At 63.4% G+C, this 16,878-nt stretch carries 14 protein-coding genes and 1 riboswitch; of the genes, 4 read left to right on the top strand and 10 right to left on the bottom strand.

Translation table 11 applies throughout. The features are described 5' to 3' along the window. Nucleotides 1-155: 155 nt before the first annotated feature. Nucleotides 156-1,349, top strand: a complete 1,194-nt coding sequence (locus KIP88_RS23495; protein WP_214490359.1) for an ABC transporter substrate-binding protein — start codon at nt 156-158, stop codon at nt 1,347-1,349. A gap of 221 nt (nt 1,350-1,570) precedes the next feature. Here the strand turns inward: KIP88_RS23495 and KIP88_RS23490 are convergent, their stop codons facing one another. Genes KIP88_RS23490 through KIP88_RS23475 form a run of 4 tightly spaced genes read right to left on the bottom strand, consistent with a single transcriptional unit; the run spans nt 1,571 to nt 6,201 of the window. Beyond that, nucleotides 1,571-1,963, bottom strand: coding sequence for an MAPEG family protein (locus KIP88_RS23490; RefSeq protein WP_214490358.1), 393 nt, complete (start codon nt 1,961-1,963; stop codon nt 1,571-1,573). Between the two features lie 29 nt (nt 1,964-1,992). Continuing rightward, nucleotides 1,993-3,078 (bottom strand): lipocalin-like domain-containing protein, encoded by a 1,086-nt coding sequence (locus KIP88_RS23485; RefSeq protein WP_214490357.1) that lies wholly within the window; start codon nt 3,076-3,078, stop codon nt 1,993-1,995. Then, on the bottom strand, nt 3,068-5,530 hold the full coding sequence (locus KIP88_RS23480; RefSeq protein WP_214490356.1) for an ABC transporter permease: 2,463 nt from the start codon (nt 5,528-5,530) through the stop codon (nt 3,068-3,070). Before KIP88_RS23480 ends, KIP88_RS23485 begins: the two co-directional genes overlap by 11 nt. Next, nucleotides 5,527-6,201, bottom strand: coding sequence for an ABC transporter ATP-binding protein (locus KIP88_RS23475; protein WP_214490398.1), 675 nt, complete (start codon nt 6,199-6,201; stop codon nt 5,527-5,529). The genes KIP88_RS23480 and KIP88_RS23475 overlap by 4 nt, the downstream gene beginning before the upstream one ends. A 262-nt stretch (nt 6,202-6,463) precedes the next feature. On the opposite strand from KIP88_RS23475, the gene KIP88_RS23470 reads away from it, so the two are divergent. Continuing rightward, nucleotides 6,464-7,738 (top strand): MFS transporter, encoded by a 1,275-nt coding sequence (locus KIP88_RS23470; RefSeq protein ID WP_214490355.1) that lies wholly within the window; start codon nt 6,464-6,466, stop codon nt 7,736-7,738. A gap of 172 nt (nt 7,739-7,910) precedes the next feature. On the opposite strand, the gene KIP88_RS23465 is transcribed toward KIP88_RS23470, so the two are convergent. Beyond that, complete coding sequence (locus tag KIP88_RS23465) at nt 7,911-9,653, bottom strand: amidohydrolase family protein (protein WP_214490354.1); 1,743 nt, start codon at nt 9,651-9,653, stop codon at nt 7,911-7,913. A 98-nt stretch (nt 9,654-9,751) separates the two neighbouring features. Continuing rightward, nucleotides 9,752-10,966, bottom strand: coding sequence for an MFS transporter (locus KIP88_RS23460; protein ID WP_214490353.1), 1,215 nt, complete (start codon nt 10,964-10,966; stop codon nt 9,752-9,754). 276 nt (nt 10,967-11,242) lie between these two features. Here KIP88_RS23460 and KIP88_RS23455 point away from each other — a divergent pair, with 276 nt between their 5' ends. Next, on the top strand, nt 11,243-12,493 hold the full coding sequence (locus KIP88_RS23455; protein ID WP_214490352.1) for a hypothetical protein: 1,251 nt from the start codon (nt 11,243-11,245) through the stop codon (nt 12,491-12,493). Between the two features lie 130 nt (nt 12,494-12,623). On the opposite strand, the gene KIP88_RS23450 is transcribed toward KIP88_RS23455, so the two are convergent. Beyond that, nucleotides 12,624-12,788: a hypothetical protein gene (locus KIP88_RS23450; protein WP_214490351.1), complete on the bottom strand. Its 165-nt coding sequence runs from the start codon at nt 12,786-12,788 to the stop codon at nt 12,624-12,626. Between the two features lie 167 nt (nt 12,789-12,955). On the opposite strand from KIP88_RS23450, the gene KIP88_RS23445 reads away from it, so the two are divergent. Next, entirely contained in the window at nt 12,956-13,198 is a 243-nt protein-coding gene (locus KIP88_RS23445; protein WP_214490350.1) for a hypothetical protein, read from the top strand. Nucleotides 13,199-13,343: 145 nt separating this feature from the next. Here KIP88_RS23445 and KIP88_RS23440 read toward each other — a convergent pair whose 3' ends face one another. The 3 genes from KIP88_RS23440 to KIP88_RS23430 form a co-directional block, all read right to left on the bottom strand. After that, nucleotides 13,344-13,634, bottom strand: a complete 291-nt coding sequence (locus tag KIP88_RS23440; RefSeq protein ID WP_214490349.1) for a hypothetical protein — start codon at nt 13,632-13,634, stop codon at nt 13,344-13,346. A gap of 6 nt (nt 13,635-13,640) precedes the next feature. Further along, entirely contained in the window at nt 13,641-13,880 is a 240-nt protein-coding gene (locus KIP88_RS23435; protein ID WP_214490348.1) for a transcriptional regulator, read from the bottom strand. Nucleotides 13,881-14,226: 346 nt separating this feature from the next. Continuing rightward, the gene (locus KIP88_RS23430; RefSeq protein ID WP_214490347.1) at nt 14,227-16,434 is read right to left on the bottom strand and encodes a TonB-dependent receptor; all 2,208 of its coding nucleotides are present in this window, start codon (nt 16,432-16,434) and stop codon (nt 14,227-14,229) included. Nucleotides 16,435-16,612: 178 nt separating this feature from the next. Further along, a riboswitch (cobalamin riboswitch) is annotated at nt 16,613-16,813 on the bottom strand. Between the last annotated feature and the right edge of the window lie 65 nt (nt 16,814-16,878).

Raw genomic sequence — 16,878 nt, 5'->3', positions numbered from 1 at the left:
CGACTTCGTCGCGCCCCGGAATGACGGAGAAGGTGTTGCAGCGCTGCGTTTCGCAAGTTCCCCATACTTTTGGCTGATCCGAAATGGATGGGAAGTGGCGGGGTTATTGAATAGTGTTGCCAGGTTCCTCTGACAAAAAATTCCGGGAGAAAAAAATGAAGTCGGGATTGTTAGCCGCCGTTGCGGTGGGTGGTCTCCTGCTCGCCGCGCCGGCATCGGCGCAGGGCGTCAAGATCGGTATTCTGAACGATCAGTCCGGGGTCTACGCTGACTATGGCGGCAAATGGTCGTTCGAGGCTGCCAAGATGGCAATCGAGGATTTCGGTGGTGAGGTGCTCGGCCACAAGATCGAAATCGTCTCCGCCGACCACCAGAACAAGCCGGATCTCGGTAGCGCCATTGCGCGGCGCTGGTACGACGTCGAAGGCGTCGACATGATCACCGAACTGACGACCTCTTCGGTCGCGCTCGCGATTCACGAGCTTTCGAAGGAGAAGAAGAAAATCGACATCGTCGTGGGCGCTGCGACGTCGCGCCTCACCGGCGACGCCTGTCAGCCCTACGGATTCCATTGGGCCTACGATACGCATGCGCTCGCGTTCGGCACGGGCGGCTCGTTGGTGGAAGCCGGCGGCGATAGCTGGTTCTTCATGACCGCCGACTACGCCTTCGGTTATGCGCTCGAAAAGGACACCGGCGATTTCGTAAAAGCCAAGGGTGGCAAGGTGCTCGGCGCGGTCCGCATTCCCCTGAACTCGTCGGACTTTTCGTCATTCCTGTTACAGGCGCAGAGTTCGAAAGCCAAGATCATCGGGCTCGCCAATGCCGGCCTCGACACCACAAACTCGATCAAGCAGGCGGCGGAATTCGGCATCGTCAAGAGCGGTCAGAAGCTCGCCGGCCTGCTGCTGACGCTCGCCGAAGTGCACGGCCTCGGGCTCGAGGCCGCGCAAGGCCTGGTGCTGACCGAAGGTTATTACTGGGACCGCGACCCCAAGAGCCGCAACCTCGCCGAACGTTTCTTCAAGCGTACCGGCCGCATGCCGAACATGATCCAGGCCGGCACCTATTCGGCGACGCTGCAATATCTGAAGGCGGTCAAGGCGGCAGGCACGAAGGACACCGAGGCGGTCGCCAGGAAGCTGAAAGAGCTTCCGGTGGACGACGACTTCGCGCAGGGCGGCAAGGTGCTGGAAAACGGCCGCATGGTGCACGACCTCTACCTGTTCGAGGTCAAGAAGCCGTCGGAATCGAAGAAGCCGTGGGATTACTACAAGCAGCTCGCCGTGGTCCCCGGCGACAAGGCGTTTCCGGCGGCGAAGGATTCCGGCTGCCCGCTGGTGAAGTAAAAAGCCGTAGCTGGGCAAAGCGAAGCGTGCCCACCATCTCGCAGCTCGTTCGCTGATGGATGGTGGGCACGTCGCTTCGCTCCTCTGCCCACCCTACGAGTCTAGCGCAGAGCGTCAGCTACTGCGCCTCACCGAGGGATCACGCGGTATGGGTCCCTGCGCCCGTGCGCAATTGCGCACCAGGCAGGGACGACGTGGGGATAGAGTTCGCGTCGTTCTCCTTACGCCTGCACCAGCCGCCACACGATGGCGCCGAACGCGCCGATCCACAGCGCGATCGCCGCCAGCGCCTGGATCGCAAAGCCCGGGCCGCGGTCTTTGACCGCCCTGGCATAGCCGAGCACGTAGAGAATGCGACCGATCACCCAGACCAGCCCGATCCCGGCCGCGATGCCATCGCCGATATAGATCGCAAACAGCCACAGCGACGGCAGGAAGATCGGCAACCATTCCAGCGTGTTCATCTGCGCGCGAAACACGCGCTCGAAATCCGGATTGCCCGAAATGGCCGGCAGCTTGACGCCGAATTTGCCGCGCGCCCGCGATACCAGAATTGACGAATAGAAGTAGACCAGGACCGCCAGCAAGGTGACGAGCGCAGTGAAGTGATACATCGCAGAATTTCCCCTCTTGATGCAGCGCTCTAATAACCCGTCATTTCCAGATAGCCCAGCCCGGCATGGCTGCCGGCAAAGCTGATCGGGCCTTCCCAATAGGGAAAGCTCGTCCCCATCCAGCTTCGGGCGTTGAGCGGCGTGCATTCGATCGACAGCGCTCTTCTCGGAATGGCGATACGCCAGGTCGTCGGGATCTTTCGTTTCTCGATCTCGGTGAAGGCCAGCGGCGTCATCGTGATGTCGGCGGAGGCGAGCAGTTCGGTCTTGCCGTCGGGTGCGATCCATTTGCCGGAGCCGTAGTGCTGGCCGTCGGTCTGGCGCATCCGGTACAGCATCAATTTGTCGCCGGAATTGAAATGCAGCGAGAGCCAGTCCCATCCGCTTTGATCGGAGGCGAGCGGCTGGCTGCTCCACTCGCGATCGAGCCAGGCCATTCCGGTGACATCGACGGCCTTGTCGTCGATGGTCAGGATGCCCGTCGCCTTATAATGCGGCTGGCTGTAGTAGTAAGAAGCCTGCTCGCGCAGCGATTTGCGGCTGTAGCCGCCGTCGCCCTGCAGGACCAGCGGACGCTCCGCGCCGAGGCGCAGCGCGTAGCTGAAGTCTGAGCCGGATGCTTTCAGCTGAAGAGGCGCGATATTGTCGTCGTTCACCGGATCGAGCCCGCGCATCTCCCAGGAATCGATCCAGGCATGAAACGGCTTTGCGTCGACGCCGGCCTGGCCAACGCCGCCGCGCGCAAACGTCTGGCTGACGCGATGGGTATCGGCGCGCGTGACGGCGGCATGGCCCATCCATATCTGCTGGTTGGCCCAGCCCTCCTGCGGTCCGCCCGCCGCGATCGCCTGCCGAAACAGCGTCCATTGCGCGCCGTAGGCAACGCCATTGGCATCAGCGAGATTAGCCGTCACATACCACCACTCGATACGGAATTCCGGATGCGGCCCGTGGTCGGCGGGAAATGCGAATGTCCTGCCGGGCACGACCGACGCAAATCCATCCGCGCTTTCACCAAGCCCGGCAAAACCCTGCGCGAACGCCTTGCCGCCGAAGCCTGCGAGGAGCGTGCCGCCGATGAAGCCGCGGCGGGTGATCGGGCCGCTACCTTTCATTGGCGAAGATCCTGATCAGGCTCGCCGGCTGCATGCGCGCCAGCCTGATGACGGGCAGCGCGGCCGCCGCAAGGGCGGCCGCCATCGCGACGCCTGTGAGCCACAGCAATTGCGTCGGGAAGACGTGAAACGGCAACCGCCAGCCGAACGCCTTGACGTTGACGATCGCGAGCAGGCACCACGCGACCAGCAGACCGAGCGGAAGCGCGAAGATGGTGGTGATCAGCGCCACCGACATCGTCTTGAGAAGCTCGATGACCGCGAGCCGCCGCCGCGTGATGCCCATTGCCCATAGCGGCGCCAGTTGCGGCAGCCGGGAATTGGCAAGCGTCAGCAGGCTCGTCAACAGCGCGACGCCGGCGACGCCGAGCGTGAAGGCATTCAGCGCGGCGGTCACCGCAAAGGTGCGGTTGAAGATCCGCGTCGATTCCGCCTTCATCGTCGCCTGATCGGCGACATTGCGGTCGCCAAGCGCGAACTTTTCCTGCAGCGCCGAGATCAGGGTTGGAATTTTGTCCGGCGCGACCCGCAATCCCATGCGCGTCAGCGGGATTTCCGGAAAGCGCCGCGTCAGCGCGGCGAAGTTCACCGCGATCTGGCCCTTGGGGTTACCGTAATCGGCGTAGATGCCGACCACGTCGAGCGGCCAGTTTCCGCCTGACGCGGGCACCTCGATGCGGTCGCCGACGGAGAGGTGCAGGCGCCGCGCCAGTTGCTCGCTGACGAGGGCCGCATTGCCCGGACGAAGCTTGATCCAGGCATTCTCGGTCGACTGCAGCAGCGGCCAGTTATCGCGATAGGTGGCGTGATCGGGCAGGCCCAGCACCTCGATCGGCGCGCCCGCCAATTGCGTATCGGCGCGGGCCCCGGGCAGCACCGCCTCGACCTCGGGACGTTCGCGCAGCCACGCCCTGATCTCGTCGGCCTGGGCGTCGTTCGCGGCGTTGACATAGACGTCCGCCGCCAGCCGCCCGTCGAGCCAGACCAAAAACGTGCGGCTGAAACTCTCGACCATGGTGGAGACACCGACATTGACTGATAGTGCGAGCAACAGCGCCATCAGGGCGAGCGACAGCCCGGATAGCTGCTGACGGCTGTCGGCCCAGAACCAGACGCTGACCGGAGCTCGCGCATAGCGCTGACCAAGCGACAGCATGAATTCCAGAAACATCGGCAGGATCAGCGCCGCGCCGAGCATCAACGCCGCGAGCACGGCAAAGCCCGAAATCAGGGAATCGCCGAACCGGAGAAAACACGCCGCGGCGGCGAACGCTGCGAGCGCAAGCGCGCTCTGATAGGTCAACCAGCGGCGCTGTGCCTGTTGCCAGGCGAAAGGCTGGGCGGTGGCGAGCAGCGGCAGCCGCAGCGCCTTGGTCAGGCTGGCGGCGGCGGCCGCAAGCGCGCCGAGAACGCTGATGGCGACGCCGGCGAACCACCATTGCGGCTTGAGCGTCAGATGTCCCGGAATCTGCGCGCCATAGAGCCCGCGTAGCGAAGCGGCGACGTCGGGCAGCAGGGCATCGGCGATGAAGTAACCGCACACGAGACCCATCAGCCCCGCGATCAGCGCCAGCGACACCAGCTCAAGCACCAGCACGGCGTTGAGCATCCGCGCCGAGACGCCGCAGGCGCGCAAGGTGCGCAGCACCGGCAGCCGTTGTTCGAAGGCAAGCCCGATCGCCGAATTTACGATGAACAGGCCAACAAAGAATGACAAAAAGCCGAACGCGGTCAGGTTCAGGTGAAAACTGTCGGTGAGGCGTTCGAGGTCGGTCTCCGCGTCAGGCTCGACCAGGCGCAATACATCACCGGCAATGCTTTCAAGTGGCGCGTGCCTGCCCGCCGTCTTGCCGATCAAAAGGCGCGAGAGCTGATCCGGCATTTTCAAGAGGCTCTGCGCGATGCCGATGTCGACGACCAACACGCCGGGCACCAGGTTCGGCTGCACGCGAAGTGGCGGCAGCAATGCGCCGCCATTGGCCTCTGGGCGGGCGCCCTCCGCGAGTTTGAGATCGGAAAGCGTTTCCGGCGCCACCAGCATTGCGCCCGGCGGCGTCATGAAGGATTGCAGATCGGCTTTGCCAACTGTGGGCGCGTTGCCGACTTCGGCGGGCAGCGTCACCGGTTCGATGCCCAATAGCCGGAACGACCGTCCCTCAATCTGGATCCGGCCTTCGAGCACCGGCGAGACCGGCCAGCCGGCGCGGCGCAGGTCGACGAAGAGTTGTTGCGGAAAGCTTGCGCCGCTGCGGGCGACCAGCATGGCGGTGCGCGTCCCGCCAAAAGTGGCGGCGGCGCGATCGTAGGAGCTGCGTGCCTGCTGATTGAGCGCCTGCACGCCGCTCCACAGCGCGGTCGCCGAGATCAATCCGATCAGCAAGGTCGCAAGCTGCATCGGGTGCCGCCGCCAATGGCTCAGCAATACGGCCAGCGTCCACAGCGCGCGCTTCACGCGATCACCCCGGCATGCAGGTTGACCTGCCGGTCGAGCGTGGCGGCCAGTCTTGCGCTGTGGGTCACCATCAGAAAACCGCAGCCGCTGCGCGTCACCAGATCGCGCGCCAGCGCCAGCACCTCGTCCGCGGTGTCCTCGTCGAGATTGCCGGTCGGCTCGTCTGCCAGCAGCAGCAGCGGCTTTACGGCCAGTGCCCGGCCGATCGCGACGCGTTGTTGCTGGCCGCCGGACAACTGCTCGGGATAGCGTTTGAGGAAATTGCCGAGCCCGAGGCGCTCCACCAGTTCGCGGTGCCAGGCCGCGTCGTGACGGCCGGCAATGCGCGACTGGAAGACGAGGTTGTCTTCCACCGTGAGACTCGGAATCAGGTTGAATTGCTGAAACACCAGGCCGAGCCGGTCGCGACGCAATTCCGCGCGCCTGGCATCGCTGAGGTCGGAAACCGGCGCGTCGGCCAGCCTGATCTCGCCGCCATCGGCGGCATCGAGGCCTGCGATCAGGTGCAAGAGCGTGCTCTTGCCGCTGCCGGATTCACCCGTCAGCGCGACGCTCTCGCCCGCGGCGACCGTCAGGTTCACCCCGCGCAGCACCGCGACCTGTTCGCCGGCCGTGCGGTAGCTCTTGGTCAGGCCGGCGACGTGAAGCACGTTGGGATTACCGTTGGTCATGCGCGACGATGGACCGATCTGACCATGAAAATCCCCTGTCGTGATGGCATGCAACATATCAGGGCGGGCGCTCCTGATCACGGCCTCAATCGCGCCGCGACGTGATCGTGATCCGGTTGTGGCGCGCGCCCGCCGCCGCAGCCGGCAGTTGCGGAGCGGGCGCTCGCGGGAAAATCCCGGTTGCCTTGCCCGCGACGCCCCTTGTAGCATTGGAACCGGCCGATCTTTACAGAGCCAGCAAGGATAGACGGGGAAACCAGCCATGACCGTGCAACCGACGCCGAAGGGCGCCTGGAAAATCACCTTCCTGCTGTTCCTGTTCATGCTGGTGAATTTTGCCGACAAGATCGTGGTCGGCCTCGCCGGCGCCCCGATCATGGACGAGATGAAGCTTTCTCCGGAACAGTTCGGCCTGCTCGGCTCCTCGTTCTTCTTCCTGTTCTCGATCTCGGCCATCGTCGTCGGCTTCATCGTCAATCGCGTCGACACACGCTGGGTGTTGCTCGCGATGGCGGTAATCTGGTCGGTGGCGCAGTTTCCGATGGTTGGCACCGTCAGTTTCACCACGCTGCTGATCTGCCGCATTATCCTCGGCGCCGGCGAGGGGCCGGCTTTCGCGGTGGCGGCGCACGCGCTCTACAAGTGGTTTCCCGACGAGAAGCGAACGCTGCCGACTGCCATTCTCTCGCAGGGCTCGGCATTCGGCGTGATCCTGGCGGTGCCGGCGCTGAACTGGATCATCGTCAATCATAGCTGGCACTACGCCTTCGGCGCGCTCGGCGTGGTCGGTCTGATGTGGGTCGTGGCGTGGCTGGTGATGGGCAAGGAAGGACCGCTGGTGCAGACGGTCGCGATGGCCGCGGCCGATCCGCGCGTTCCCTATTTCCAGCTCCTGACCTCGCGAACATTCATCGGCTGCTGTGCCGCGACCTTCGGCGCCTATTGGGCGCTGTCGCTCGGGTTGACCTGGTTCACGCCGTTCATCGTCAAGGGGCTCGGCTTCTCGCAAAAGGATGCGGGTTGGGTATCGGTGCTGCCTTGGGTGTTTGGGGCCACCATCGTGCTGCTGACCGGATGGATCTCGCAGGTGATGCTGACGCGCGGCTACACCACACGTGGTGCACGCGGCGTACTCGGTTCAGTGCCGTTGATCGTTGGCGGGCTGATCCTAGCGGTTCTGCCGTATGTCAACGGCGCGGGATGGCAGATCGCGTTCCTCGTGGTCGGTTCCGGACTCTGCGGCTCGATCTATGTGGTCTGCCCGCCGATGCTTGGCGAATTCACGCCGGTGCGACAGCGCGGCGCCGTGATCGCGATCTACGGCGCGATCTATACTCTGGCAGGCATGATCGCGCCGTTCGTGATGGGCGCCGTGATCCAGAATGCGGCGGTGCCGCTCGACGGTTATATGACCGGCTTCACCATCAACGCCGTGATCATGGCGGCGTCGGGCCTGCTCGGACTGCTGCTGCTCTGGCCGAATACGGAACGTGCAAGGCTGGTGGCGCAGGCAGCAGCGCAGCCGAAATTTGCGTAAGGGGGTGGAGTAGCAACTCTCTCGTCGTCCCTGCGAACGCAGGGACCCATACGCCGCGGCCTATGAACTATGGCGATGTGGCAGACGCCTCGGTCAAACAATTCACATCGGTGGTTATGGGTCCCTGCGTTCGCAGGGACGACACCGAGTTTGTTGAATCCGGCTGTGTTCGCTAGCTCGCCGCCGCATCCATCTGCGGCTTCGTCCCCTGCGTGCCGCGCACCAGTTTGCCCGGGCGCGCGCCGGTGGCCTTGCCGCCGCGCTGCGTCACCACGCCGGAGACGATGGTGGCCTCATAGCCATCGACCTGCTGCATCAGGCGGCGGCCGCCGACCGGCAAATCGTAATGGACCTTGGGCGGATGCAGATGCAGACGATCATAGTCGATCACATTGACGTCGGCCTTGAAGCCCGGCGCGATCACGCCGCGATCGTACAGGCCGACCGAGAGCGCGGTCTTGCGCGACTGCGCGGCCACCACGAACGGAATGGAGAGCTTTTCGCCGCGGGTGCGGTCGCGGGTCCAGTGCGTCAGGAGGTAGGTCGGGAAGCTGGCGTCGCAGATGATGCCGCAATGCGCACCGCCGTCGCTCAATCCCGGCACGGCGCTGGGTTCGCGCAGCATCTCATGCACGGCATCGAGATTGCCGTCGGCATAATTGAGGAACGGCACATAGAGCATGCCGCGGCCCTCGTCGGTTAACATCGCGTCGTAGGCGAGCTCTTCCGGCTGTCGGCCCTGACGGCGGGCCTGCGGGCCGAGCGCATTTTCCGGCGGTTGCTCGTAGTCAGGGGGATTACCGAGCAGATGCATCTTGTCGTAGTTCGGGCGGAAGAACAGCGGATCGTCGGTCGCTGTCGCCGTCTCGCTCAGGATGGCGGCGCGCACCTCGGGCCGGTGCAAATGCGTCAGCCGCTCAGCCAGTGGCAGCTTGGCGATCGCGCGATAGCTCGGATGGGTCTGAAACGGGTTGCGCGACAATTCGAGCCCAAGCAGCAGCCCGACAGGACGCGCGGCAATCTGTGTCGTGATCGACAGGCCGCGGGCGGCGGCTTCATTGATGGTGTCCATCGTCTGGCGCCAGCGCCGCGGCGCCTTGTCGGCCTGGGCTACGGAAAACGAGATCGGGCATCTGGTACTTTCAGCGACCCGGAGCATCATAGGCAGATCTTCATGAACGGTGCTTTGGTCGAGCACGAATTGCAGCACGCTGCGGCCGACGCCATGCATCGCAGCCGCAATCGCGGTCAATTCATCTTCGCCCGCTTTCAGCGTCGGCGTGTAATCGCCGGTCGAGGTGCGGTGGTTGAGGGTGCGAGAGGTCGAAAAGCCCAGCGCACCTGATCGCACGGCGTCTCCGGCGAGCGTCGCCATCGCCTTGTTGTCCTCAGGCGTTGCGGGATCGCGGCGCGCACCGCGCTCGCCCATCACATAGACGCGCAGCGCCGCATGCGGCAATTGCGCCCCGACATCCATGTCGAAACTCCGCTTCGACAGCCACTCCATGTAATCCGGAAAACTTTCCCAGGCCCAGGGAATGCCGGCGCTCAAGACCGGCTCGGGAATATCCTCGACGCCCTCCATCAATTGTATCAGCCTGAAATGATCGGCCGGACGGCAGGGCGCGAAGCCGACGCCGCAATTGCCCATGATCGCGGTCGTGACGCCGTTCTGCGACGAGGGCGTGATGTCCTGGCTCCAGGTGACCTGACCATCATAATGGGTGTGAACGTCGACAAAGCCGGGTGCGACCAGTTTGCCTTTGGCGTCGATCTCTTCCTCGCCCTTCGCGGCAACCTTGCCGACTTCGGTGATGCGGCCGCCGGAGATAGCCACATCGGCTTCGAACAATTCGCTACCCTTGCCATCGGCAACGGTGCCGCCGCGGATCACGAGGTCGGGGGTCGAGGTCATGGCTTCCATCCCGGTTCTGTTTTGTTGACGCATCATCCGACGTCCCCCCGTACAGTCAACCGCCGGGGATGAGACTCAGGAATGCATCGGCAGGTAGTTTACGTCCTGGCGGGTTCCGCCGGCTTGCGGTCGGTCACCAGCGCCAGCAGGACGGTCAGCACCATGAAGGCGACGGACGCGCCGAACACCCAATGCGGGAGGTGTTGGTCCATGATCCAGCCGAACAATAGCGGGCTGAGGATGCCGCTGAAATTGAAGCCGGTGGAGACGATGCCGAACGCGCGGCCCGCCGCGCCCGCCGGTGCGGCGTTGCGAACCAGCATGTCGCGCGAGGGCGCGATGACGCCACCGAGAAATCCGGCCAGTCCCATCGCGGCGGTCAGCACGGCCGACGGCAGGTTGATCGTCGCAATGACCGTGATGATGACGGCGTTGATCGCAAAGCACGCGGCGGCGACATTGCCGTGCCGCTGGGTGCGGTCGGCGAGGTAGCCGCCGGCCAGCACGCCGACGGCGCTGGCGCCGAGAAAGGCGGTCAGCGCGATGTTGGCGGCGGAGAATGTCACGCCATAGCCGCTCATCAGCGCAACGACGCCGAAATTGCTGATGCCGGCATTGGACAGGCCGAGCAGCATGAAGAAGATCGTCAGCACGATGATGGCCGGCGTGACGATGCTCTGCTGTGGCGCCGGCGCGCCATCGGTCTTGCGATCGGCCGAGCTCGCATCGGGAATGCCGACGGCAATCAATAGCAGCGCCACCACCGGGCCGACCGCACCGGCCACGATCAGCGCGCCGAGACCGCCGACAGTTGCCACCAGCGCGGCCATGATCGCGGGCGCCACCGCGCCGCCAAGGAAGCCCGCAAAGGTGTGGACCGAAAATGCCCGGCCCATCCGCGCTTCGTCCATATGCGTCGACAGGATCGCATAGTTGCACGGGTGATAGACGCTGTTGGCAAGGCCGAGCAGGGCGGCACTGACGATCAGCGAAACGTAACTCAGATGCAAGCCGAGCATGATCAGCGCCAGGCCGCCGACGGTGAGCCCGATCAGCAGGACTTTTCGCGCGCCGATATGGTCGGCGAGATAACCGATCGGGGCCTGCGTCAGGCCGGAGACGACGCCGAAGACGGTCAGCGCGAAACCGAGCTCGATATAGCCGACGCCGAGTTGTTCTTTGAGGAACGGAAACAGCATCGGCAGCACGAAGAGGTGGAAATGGCTGACCCAATGGGCGACCGAAATCGCAGCGAGCGTGCGCAGCGATGTGTCCGCCTTGGCTTGTTGCGGTGCGGCTAGAACGTCGACCATGTCAGCTCAAATTCCCGTGTCACTTTCGGCGGCTGAAGCGTTTTCCAGCGAAGTGGGGACCGGTTCGCGGTCCACGAAAACGCGTCAAATCAAAAATCTAGAGCCCCGTTCCGATTCCATCGGAACGGAAAAGGCTCCAGGCTGCGGCGAAAATATCGTCCAGCCGTTATTTGTCCATGAATACCGCTGCATGGCTGCCCCGGCGGAGCGCAAGGACACGCCGATTGCATCACCAAATCGGGAGACAAAGGCGCCCCGGCGCGGCAATGATCCGATATGCCTGATCCCGCAAAATCGCTCCGGGTGCTTGTCTCCGAAGGTTCCTCTACCTCGGCCCGGGAGGCGATTACGATTCTGGGTCTTTCGGGCCATCACGTCGAGGTCTGCGATCCCTCGCCGTGGTGCCTTTCGCGGTTCTCGGGCTTCGTCCGAAAATTTCACCGCTGCCCTGGACTTCGGGATGACCCCGCCGGTTATCTGGCCTTCATCGAGCAGCGGCTGGCCGACGGGAAATTCGACGTGCTGCTGCCGACGCATGAGCAGGGATTTTTGTTCGCCCGGGCGAAGCAGCGCGTGGAAGGCTGCACCGGTGTCGCGCTGCCGGGCTTCGCAAGCTACCGCACCGCGCACAGCAAGGCAGGCTTCAGCCGGCTGCTAGATCGATTGGGACTGCCACAGCCGCCGACGCGCATCGTGACGTCGGCGCAGCAATTGCGTGAAGCCGTCCGATTTCCTTCCGTCGTCAAAACGTCGGTCGGCACCGCGAGCCGCGGCATCTGGTTCATACGCAGCGACGACGATCTCGAAGGCGCGCTGCACGATCTTGCAGCCTGCGACGCATTCGCCGATGAAGTCTTGGTGCAGGACCTTGTCGCGGGCACGACCGAGAAGGCGCAGTCGGTGTTTTGCCGCGGCCAAATGTTCGGCTTTCATGCCTATCGGCAGATCGCGGCTGGTGTCGGCGGCGGCGAGGCGATCAAGCAGAGCATGAGGCGGCCCGTCGTGCGCGCTCATCTCGAAAGGATCGGACAAGCGCTCGATTGGCACGGTGCGCTGTCGATCGACTACATCATGCCTGATGATGGTGACACGCCATTGCTGATCGATTGCAATCCGCGCCTGGTCGAGCCAATGAACGCGTATCGCGCGGGTGTCGATCTGGTCGGGCTCCTGCTTCGGATCTCGCTGGGCGAGATGCCGGCAGCATTGCCCGAGGGACGCGAAGGCGTACGCACGCATCTGGCGATGCAGGCGCTGCTCGGGTGTGGCGCGCGAGGTGGGACGCGCCGCGATATTGCCAGGGAATGTTGGCGCCTGTTTGCGAACAGCGGCCCCTATGCCGGCAGCACTGAAGAGCTCACGCCGGTGAAAGCGGACTGGATCAGCGCCGTGCCGCTTGCGGTGACGGCGGCATTGCTGCTGGCTTCGCCGAAGTCAGCGATCAAACTCGCGCGCGGCGGATTTGGCGCGCATCTGCTCGATCTGAAGAGCATTCGTGTGATCGAGGGTTTGGCGCGTGAGCCGTAGGGTGGGCAGAGCGCAGCGTGCCCACCATCTATCCTCGACAATGAACCTGAATGGTGGGCACGCTTCCGCCTTCGCTCTTTGAGCTACGGCGGACAAGTCGCTTTGCCCACCCTACGAATTGCCGGCCGCGCTACAACGGCTCATCATCATTGCCGTGGCGGTCGCGCTTCGGCGTGGCGATGTCGCCGTCCTCATAGTCGTCATCCTCGATCGGCGCACGCTCCGGTTTCTTCGGCTTGTCGTCGCCTTGCTTCGGAGGCGCGGGAGGCTCGTTCTTCCTGCCGGTTCCGCCCATGTGATGCCTTTTTCGTCGGATGAATCGACGTTGCTCTGCATGCCGATTCGGAGTATCGGCATGATCTCAATCTGATTTGGTTTGGCCGGCATGTTACCGCTGACCACAAGAACTTTCCTGCCCTTTTTGAGGCGTTCAGTCCAAAAGGGCGTTCACACGGAGCCATCATGAAGAAGCCCCGCCCTGCGGCGGACGAACCGCAGCCGCGCAAAACCATCCGCGCCGACAAGGCGCCGACCAGCGGTTACTCGCTGGTGGTGGACGGTCATTTCAAGTCGCATCACGACACGGTTGAGGCCGCCGAAGAGGCGGGCATGGCCTTGAAGAACAAATTTCAGATGCTTCAGGTTCAGGTCTATGATGCCGAGAACAAGACGCGTTCGATGATCGATTGGCCGGGGCCGGCCTAACGCTGCGGATCTCCGACTTTACTTTTCGTCACAGCCGGGCAGAAGCGCGAAGACGCGCTTCGCGCTTTTGCCTGGGCATGACGAGACACCCGTAAGAGTCGTATTTAAGAGTCCTGCCTAAGAGCCCCTGCCTAAGAGTCCTGCCTCAGGTTCGTCGTCCGCCGTTCTGCTGACTCGCCAGCCAGTCGGACAGGGCCACCGGCTTCTCGTTCGACCGCTTGGCGCCGGCGGGCGCCTTCTTTGCGGCCTTCGCGGCGGGAGCACGTTGCGGCTCGGCTGCCTCGCGCGCAAGCCGCAACGCCTTCAGCTTCGCCATATTGTCGAGCACGGCCTTTGCCGAAGCGTCGCGTTCGGCCTTGCCGGATCTCGCGTCCTGGGCCGCCCTTGCCACCTTGTCGGCGCGTGCCTGGGCGCGATCACGATCCTCTTTCGTCATTTCAGGTCAGCCTCTTTTCGCGGCCCTGGTCTTGGCCTTGGTCTTGACCGCCGGTTCCGGCGGGTTTTCGCGGTCGGCCGCTTCCTTTGCCAGACGCAGTGCGCGCAATTTCTCGGTCCGCTTTCGGATCGCGACGTCGGCGGCCGCGATTTCGGCCATTGCCTTGATGCCTTCGACTTCCTGGGCGCGCTTGCGATTCAGCCTGATCTCTTTCAGTTCCGCGGCGCTCTTCGGCTCATCGTTCATGTCATACCTCTGAAATCACGACAGATATCGTCGAGCGGTTTTGGGGCGGTTTACCACGGATCTGGGCGCAGAGGATGTTATTTTCGGTCGAAAAAGGTGCCGTTTCTTGTCAAATTAGCCATTTTGATGAGGAGCCACCTCATCGTCGCTTTCGTCGGAACTCGCAGAATTGAAGCTGGCAAGCGCCGCTGACGCCTGGCCCTGCGCAACGCAATGCGGACGCTGCCGGCCTCGGCGGTCACTGGCCACCGCCGTGGGCGGCTGGCCGGTAAGCACCGGCAGTGCCAAAGGAGAATACCGTCCCGTCACAAGCCGGTCCGGCAGGAGGCCGAACCGGCTATTCCGGTCAGAACGTCGCGCCGGCCTTCACCATGTAGGTTCGGCCGGGCAAGGGATAGGCCGAGAAGCGGCCGGGCGTGAACATGCTCGCGACGGCGTAGTCGTAGTACAGCGCGTCGAAGATATTGTTGACGGAGACCGACCAGAAGAAGCGCTCGTACGCGCCGCTCAGCTTGAAATCGACCGTTGCGCTCGCGGGAATCAGGCGCTGGGTATTGGCCTGATCATTGTCCATGAAGCGCTCGCTCCAGGCACGCACGGTGGCGTCGGCGACGAGATAGTTCTGCCAGATATTCCAGCTGACGCCGGCGCTGCCAGTGTAGCGGGACACCAGCGGAACGTCGTTGCCGGCAAACGGGCCTTCGCGGAACACCGCACGGGTATAGGCCATGCCGCCGCGCAACTGCACGGTATCGCTGACGCGAAACGACGCGCTGGTCTCCGAGCCGTAACGGCGGGTCGGGTCAAGATTGACGTTGAAGCGCTGTACCGGGTTGAACTGGAGCTCGTTCTCGAGGTCCATGTTGTAGATGCTCGATTGGACTTCGAGCGGTCCGGACTTGATGCGAACGCCGCCCTCGATGTCATGAGAGGTCTGGGTCTTCAGCCTGAAGTCGCCGGGAAGCGCGTTGAAGAAGGGATCGAAGGCGGGACCCGAGGAGAGCCTTTCATCGACGTTCGGCGTGCGGAACGCGCGCGCGGCGCGACCGAATACCGAAAAGACATTATTGAGTCGATGTTCGAGGCCGATATGCAGCGCGTATTGGCCTTCCTCGCTGTCAAGCGGGAAGTTCTGGACGCTGCACGTAAAGAATATCGCGCAGTTCGGATCGTTCTGGAGGATGTCCCGGGCTTTCAGGGTGGTCCGTTGAAGGCGACCGCCGTATGAAAAATCTGTCGTCGGTAACAGTCCGATGGTTTGCTGAAAGTACCCGGCGAGCGTTTGCTGCGACAAATCGTAGGTGTGAATGGGAATCATGCCTTTGGCGACCGGGCGCTCTGAGTGATAGGTCGCGTCATAATAATCAACGCCGGTCAGGATGGTCGAAGGCATTCCGAACATCACGTTCCTGATGCTCAAGCGGGGCGTGATCGACCAGGTCTGCAGGTGGCTGTCGACATAGTTGAACGGGATCGTCGGCAGCAGGCCGAAGAACCCCGCTTGCTGTTTCTTGTCCCGCACGCCGCCATCGACGATGAGGTCGACGCCGTTCATCAAGGTCTTGGTGAAGCCGGCGGTGGCGTTGGCGCCTTGCTGGTTGCCGTAGTCGAACGGGGTATTGGTGCCGCGGCGGTTGGTGATGAGCTGGTTCAGGCCAATCGACGGATCAACCGTGCGGCCGCCGGGAAAACCGAGCTTCTGGTCGTCGCCTGTCAGTGTCAGGAACGCGGTGAGGCCGGGTGTGGTGTAGTTCAAATTGCCGACGCCGTTGCGCTGGTCGAGGGCGTTGTTGACTCGATAGCCGTCGGACTTGATGCCGTTGCCATAGAACGACGTCGACCATGGTCCGTAATTGGTCGCGGCCGAAACCGAGGCCTGCCGCTGGTTGAACGATCCGACGCCGGCCTCGCCGCGGATCGCGACCGGCGGGCCGCCGACGCCGTTCTTCAGGACGATGTTGATGACGCCGCCGATGGCATTGTCGCCGTACAGCACTGCGCCACTGTTGCCGCGAGTGATCTCGATGCGCTCGATCGAATCGCGCGGAATGGTCGAGAAATCCACGCCTTGTATGTCGACGTCATTGACCCTGCGTCCATTGATGAGGAGCAGGGTATTGGAGGAGGCGAACGCACCGAAGCCACGGAGGTCGACACTGGTCCTTGCGCCATTAACGCCGCCAAACAGGCTCGTCAGCTGCACGCCCGGCGTCTGCGCGATGATTTCCTGCACGGTGTAGGCCGGCGAACTCGCGATATCCTGCGCTGTTATGACCGCGGTCGATGTTCCGACGATGCCGTTGAATTGCCGGACAGCGCCAGCGCCGGTCGAGAACGAGTCCGCCGCCGGGCCGGGCGCCGGAACGGCGTTGGGGTCGACCCTCCGAGATGTGCGAGGCACGACGCGGCGCGAGGTCGAGGTCTGGTCGGTGGCGGGTTTGGCCCGGGTCCGGTTCGCGTCGCCGGGTGGATTGACCTCGATCGGCGGCAACTGATCCGACGATGCGGCTTGCTGCGCACTTGCAGCAGAGATACCCAGCAAGAGGGTCGGCATGAGAAAAGTCGAAGCCAGCAGAAGGGCGCGACGCCGCTGTATGGCTGTGGCTGGCGTGGAAGACATAGTTCGAGGCCTCGGCATGACGTCAGTGGCACGTCACAGCGAACCAAGCTCACTATCGCGCTTGCGCGAATCCAGTGAAGCTAATGCCTGTACTCCCCGACCGACATCTTCGCGTGTGACCACGGCTGACGGCAGGTCTCCTGGCTCGCGGGTCGTTACCCATCGTCGCCTTCCCAGGACCGAGATTCCCAGTGGCCTATGACAAAGGATTCGTCGCTTACAGTTGCGGGGGCAGCCGCGGAATTGGGGAGATTTCCCCGCACCGCATTCCCTTTTGATCCCCAAAACGGGAACCGTCGGCAACTATGGTAGAAGTCTGTCAAAGTTCGAGTCAATCCGCCTTGGGCGCCCCCGCGGTCCTCACTGGACGAGTGCGCT

Source organism: Bradyrhizobium sp. SRL28 (assembly GCF_018596315.1).
GTDB lineage: Bacteria > Pseudomonadota > Alphaproteobacteria > Rhizobiales > Xanthobacteraceae > Bradyrhizobium.
Note: the sequence above shows the minus strand (reverse complement) of the source record. Positions and strands in the feature narration are given on the sequence as shown.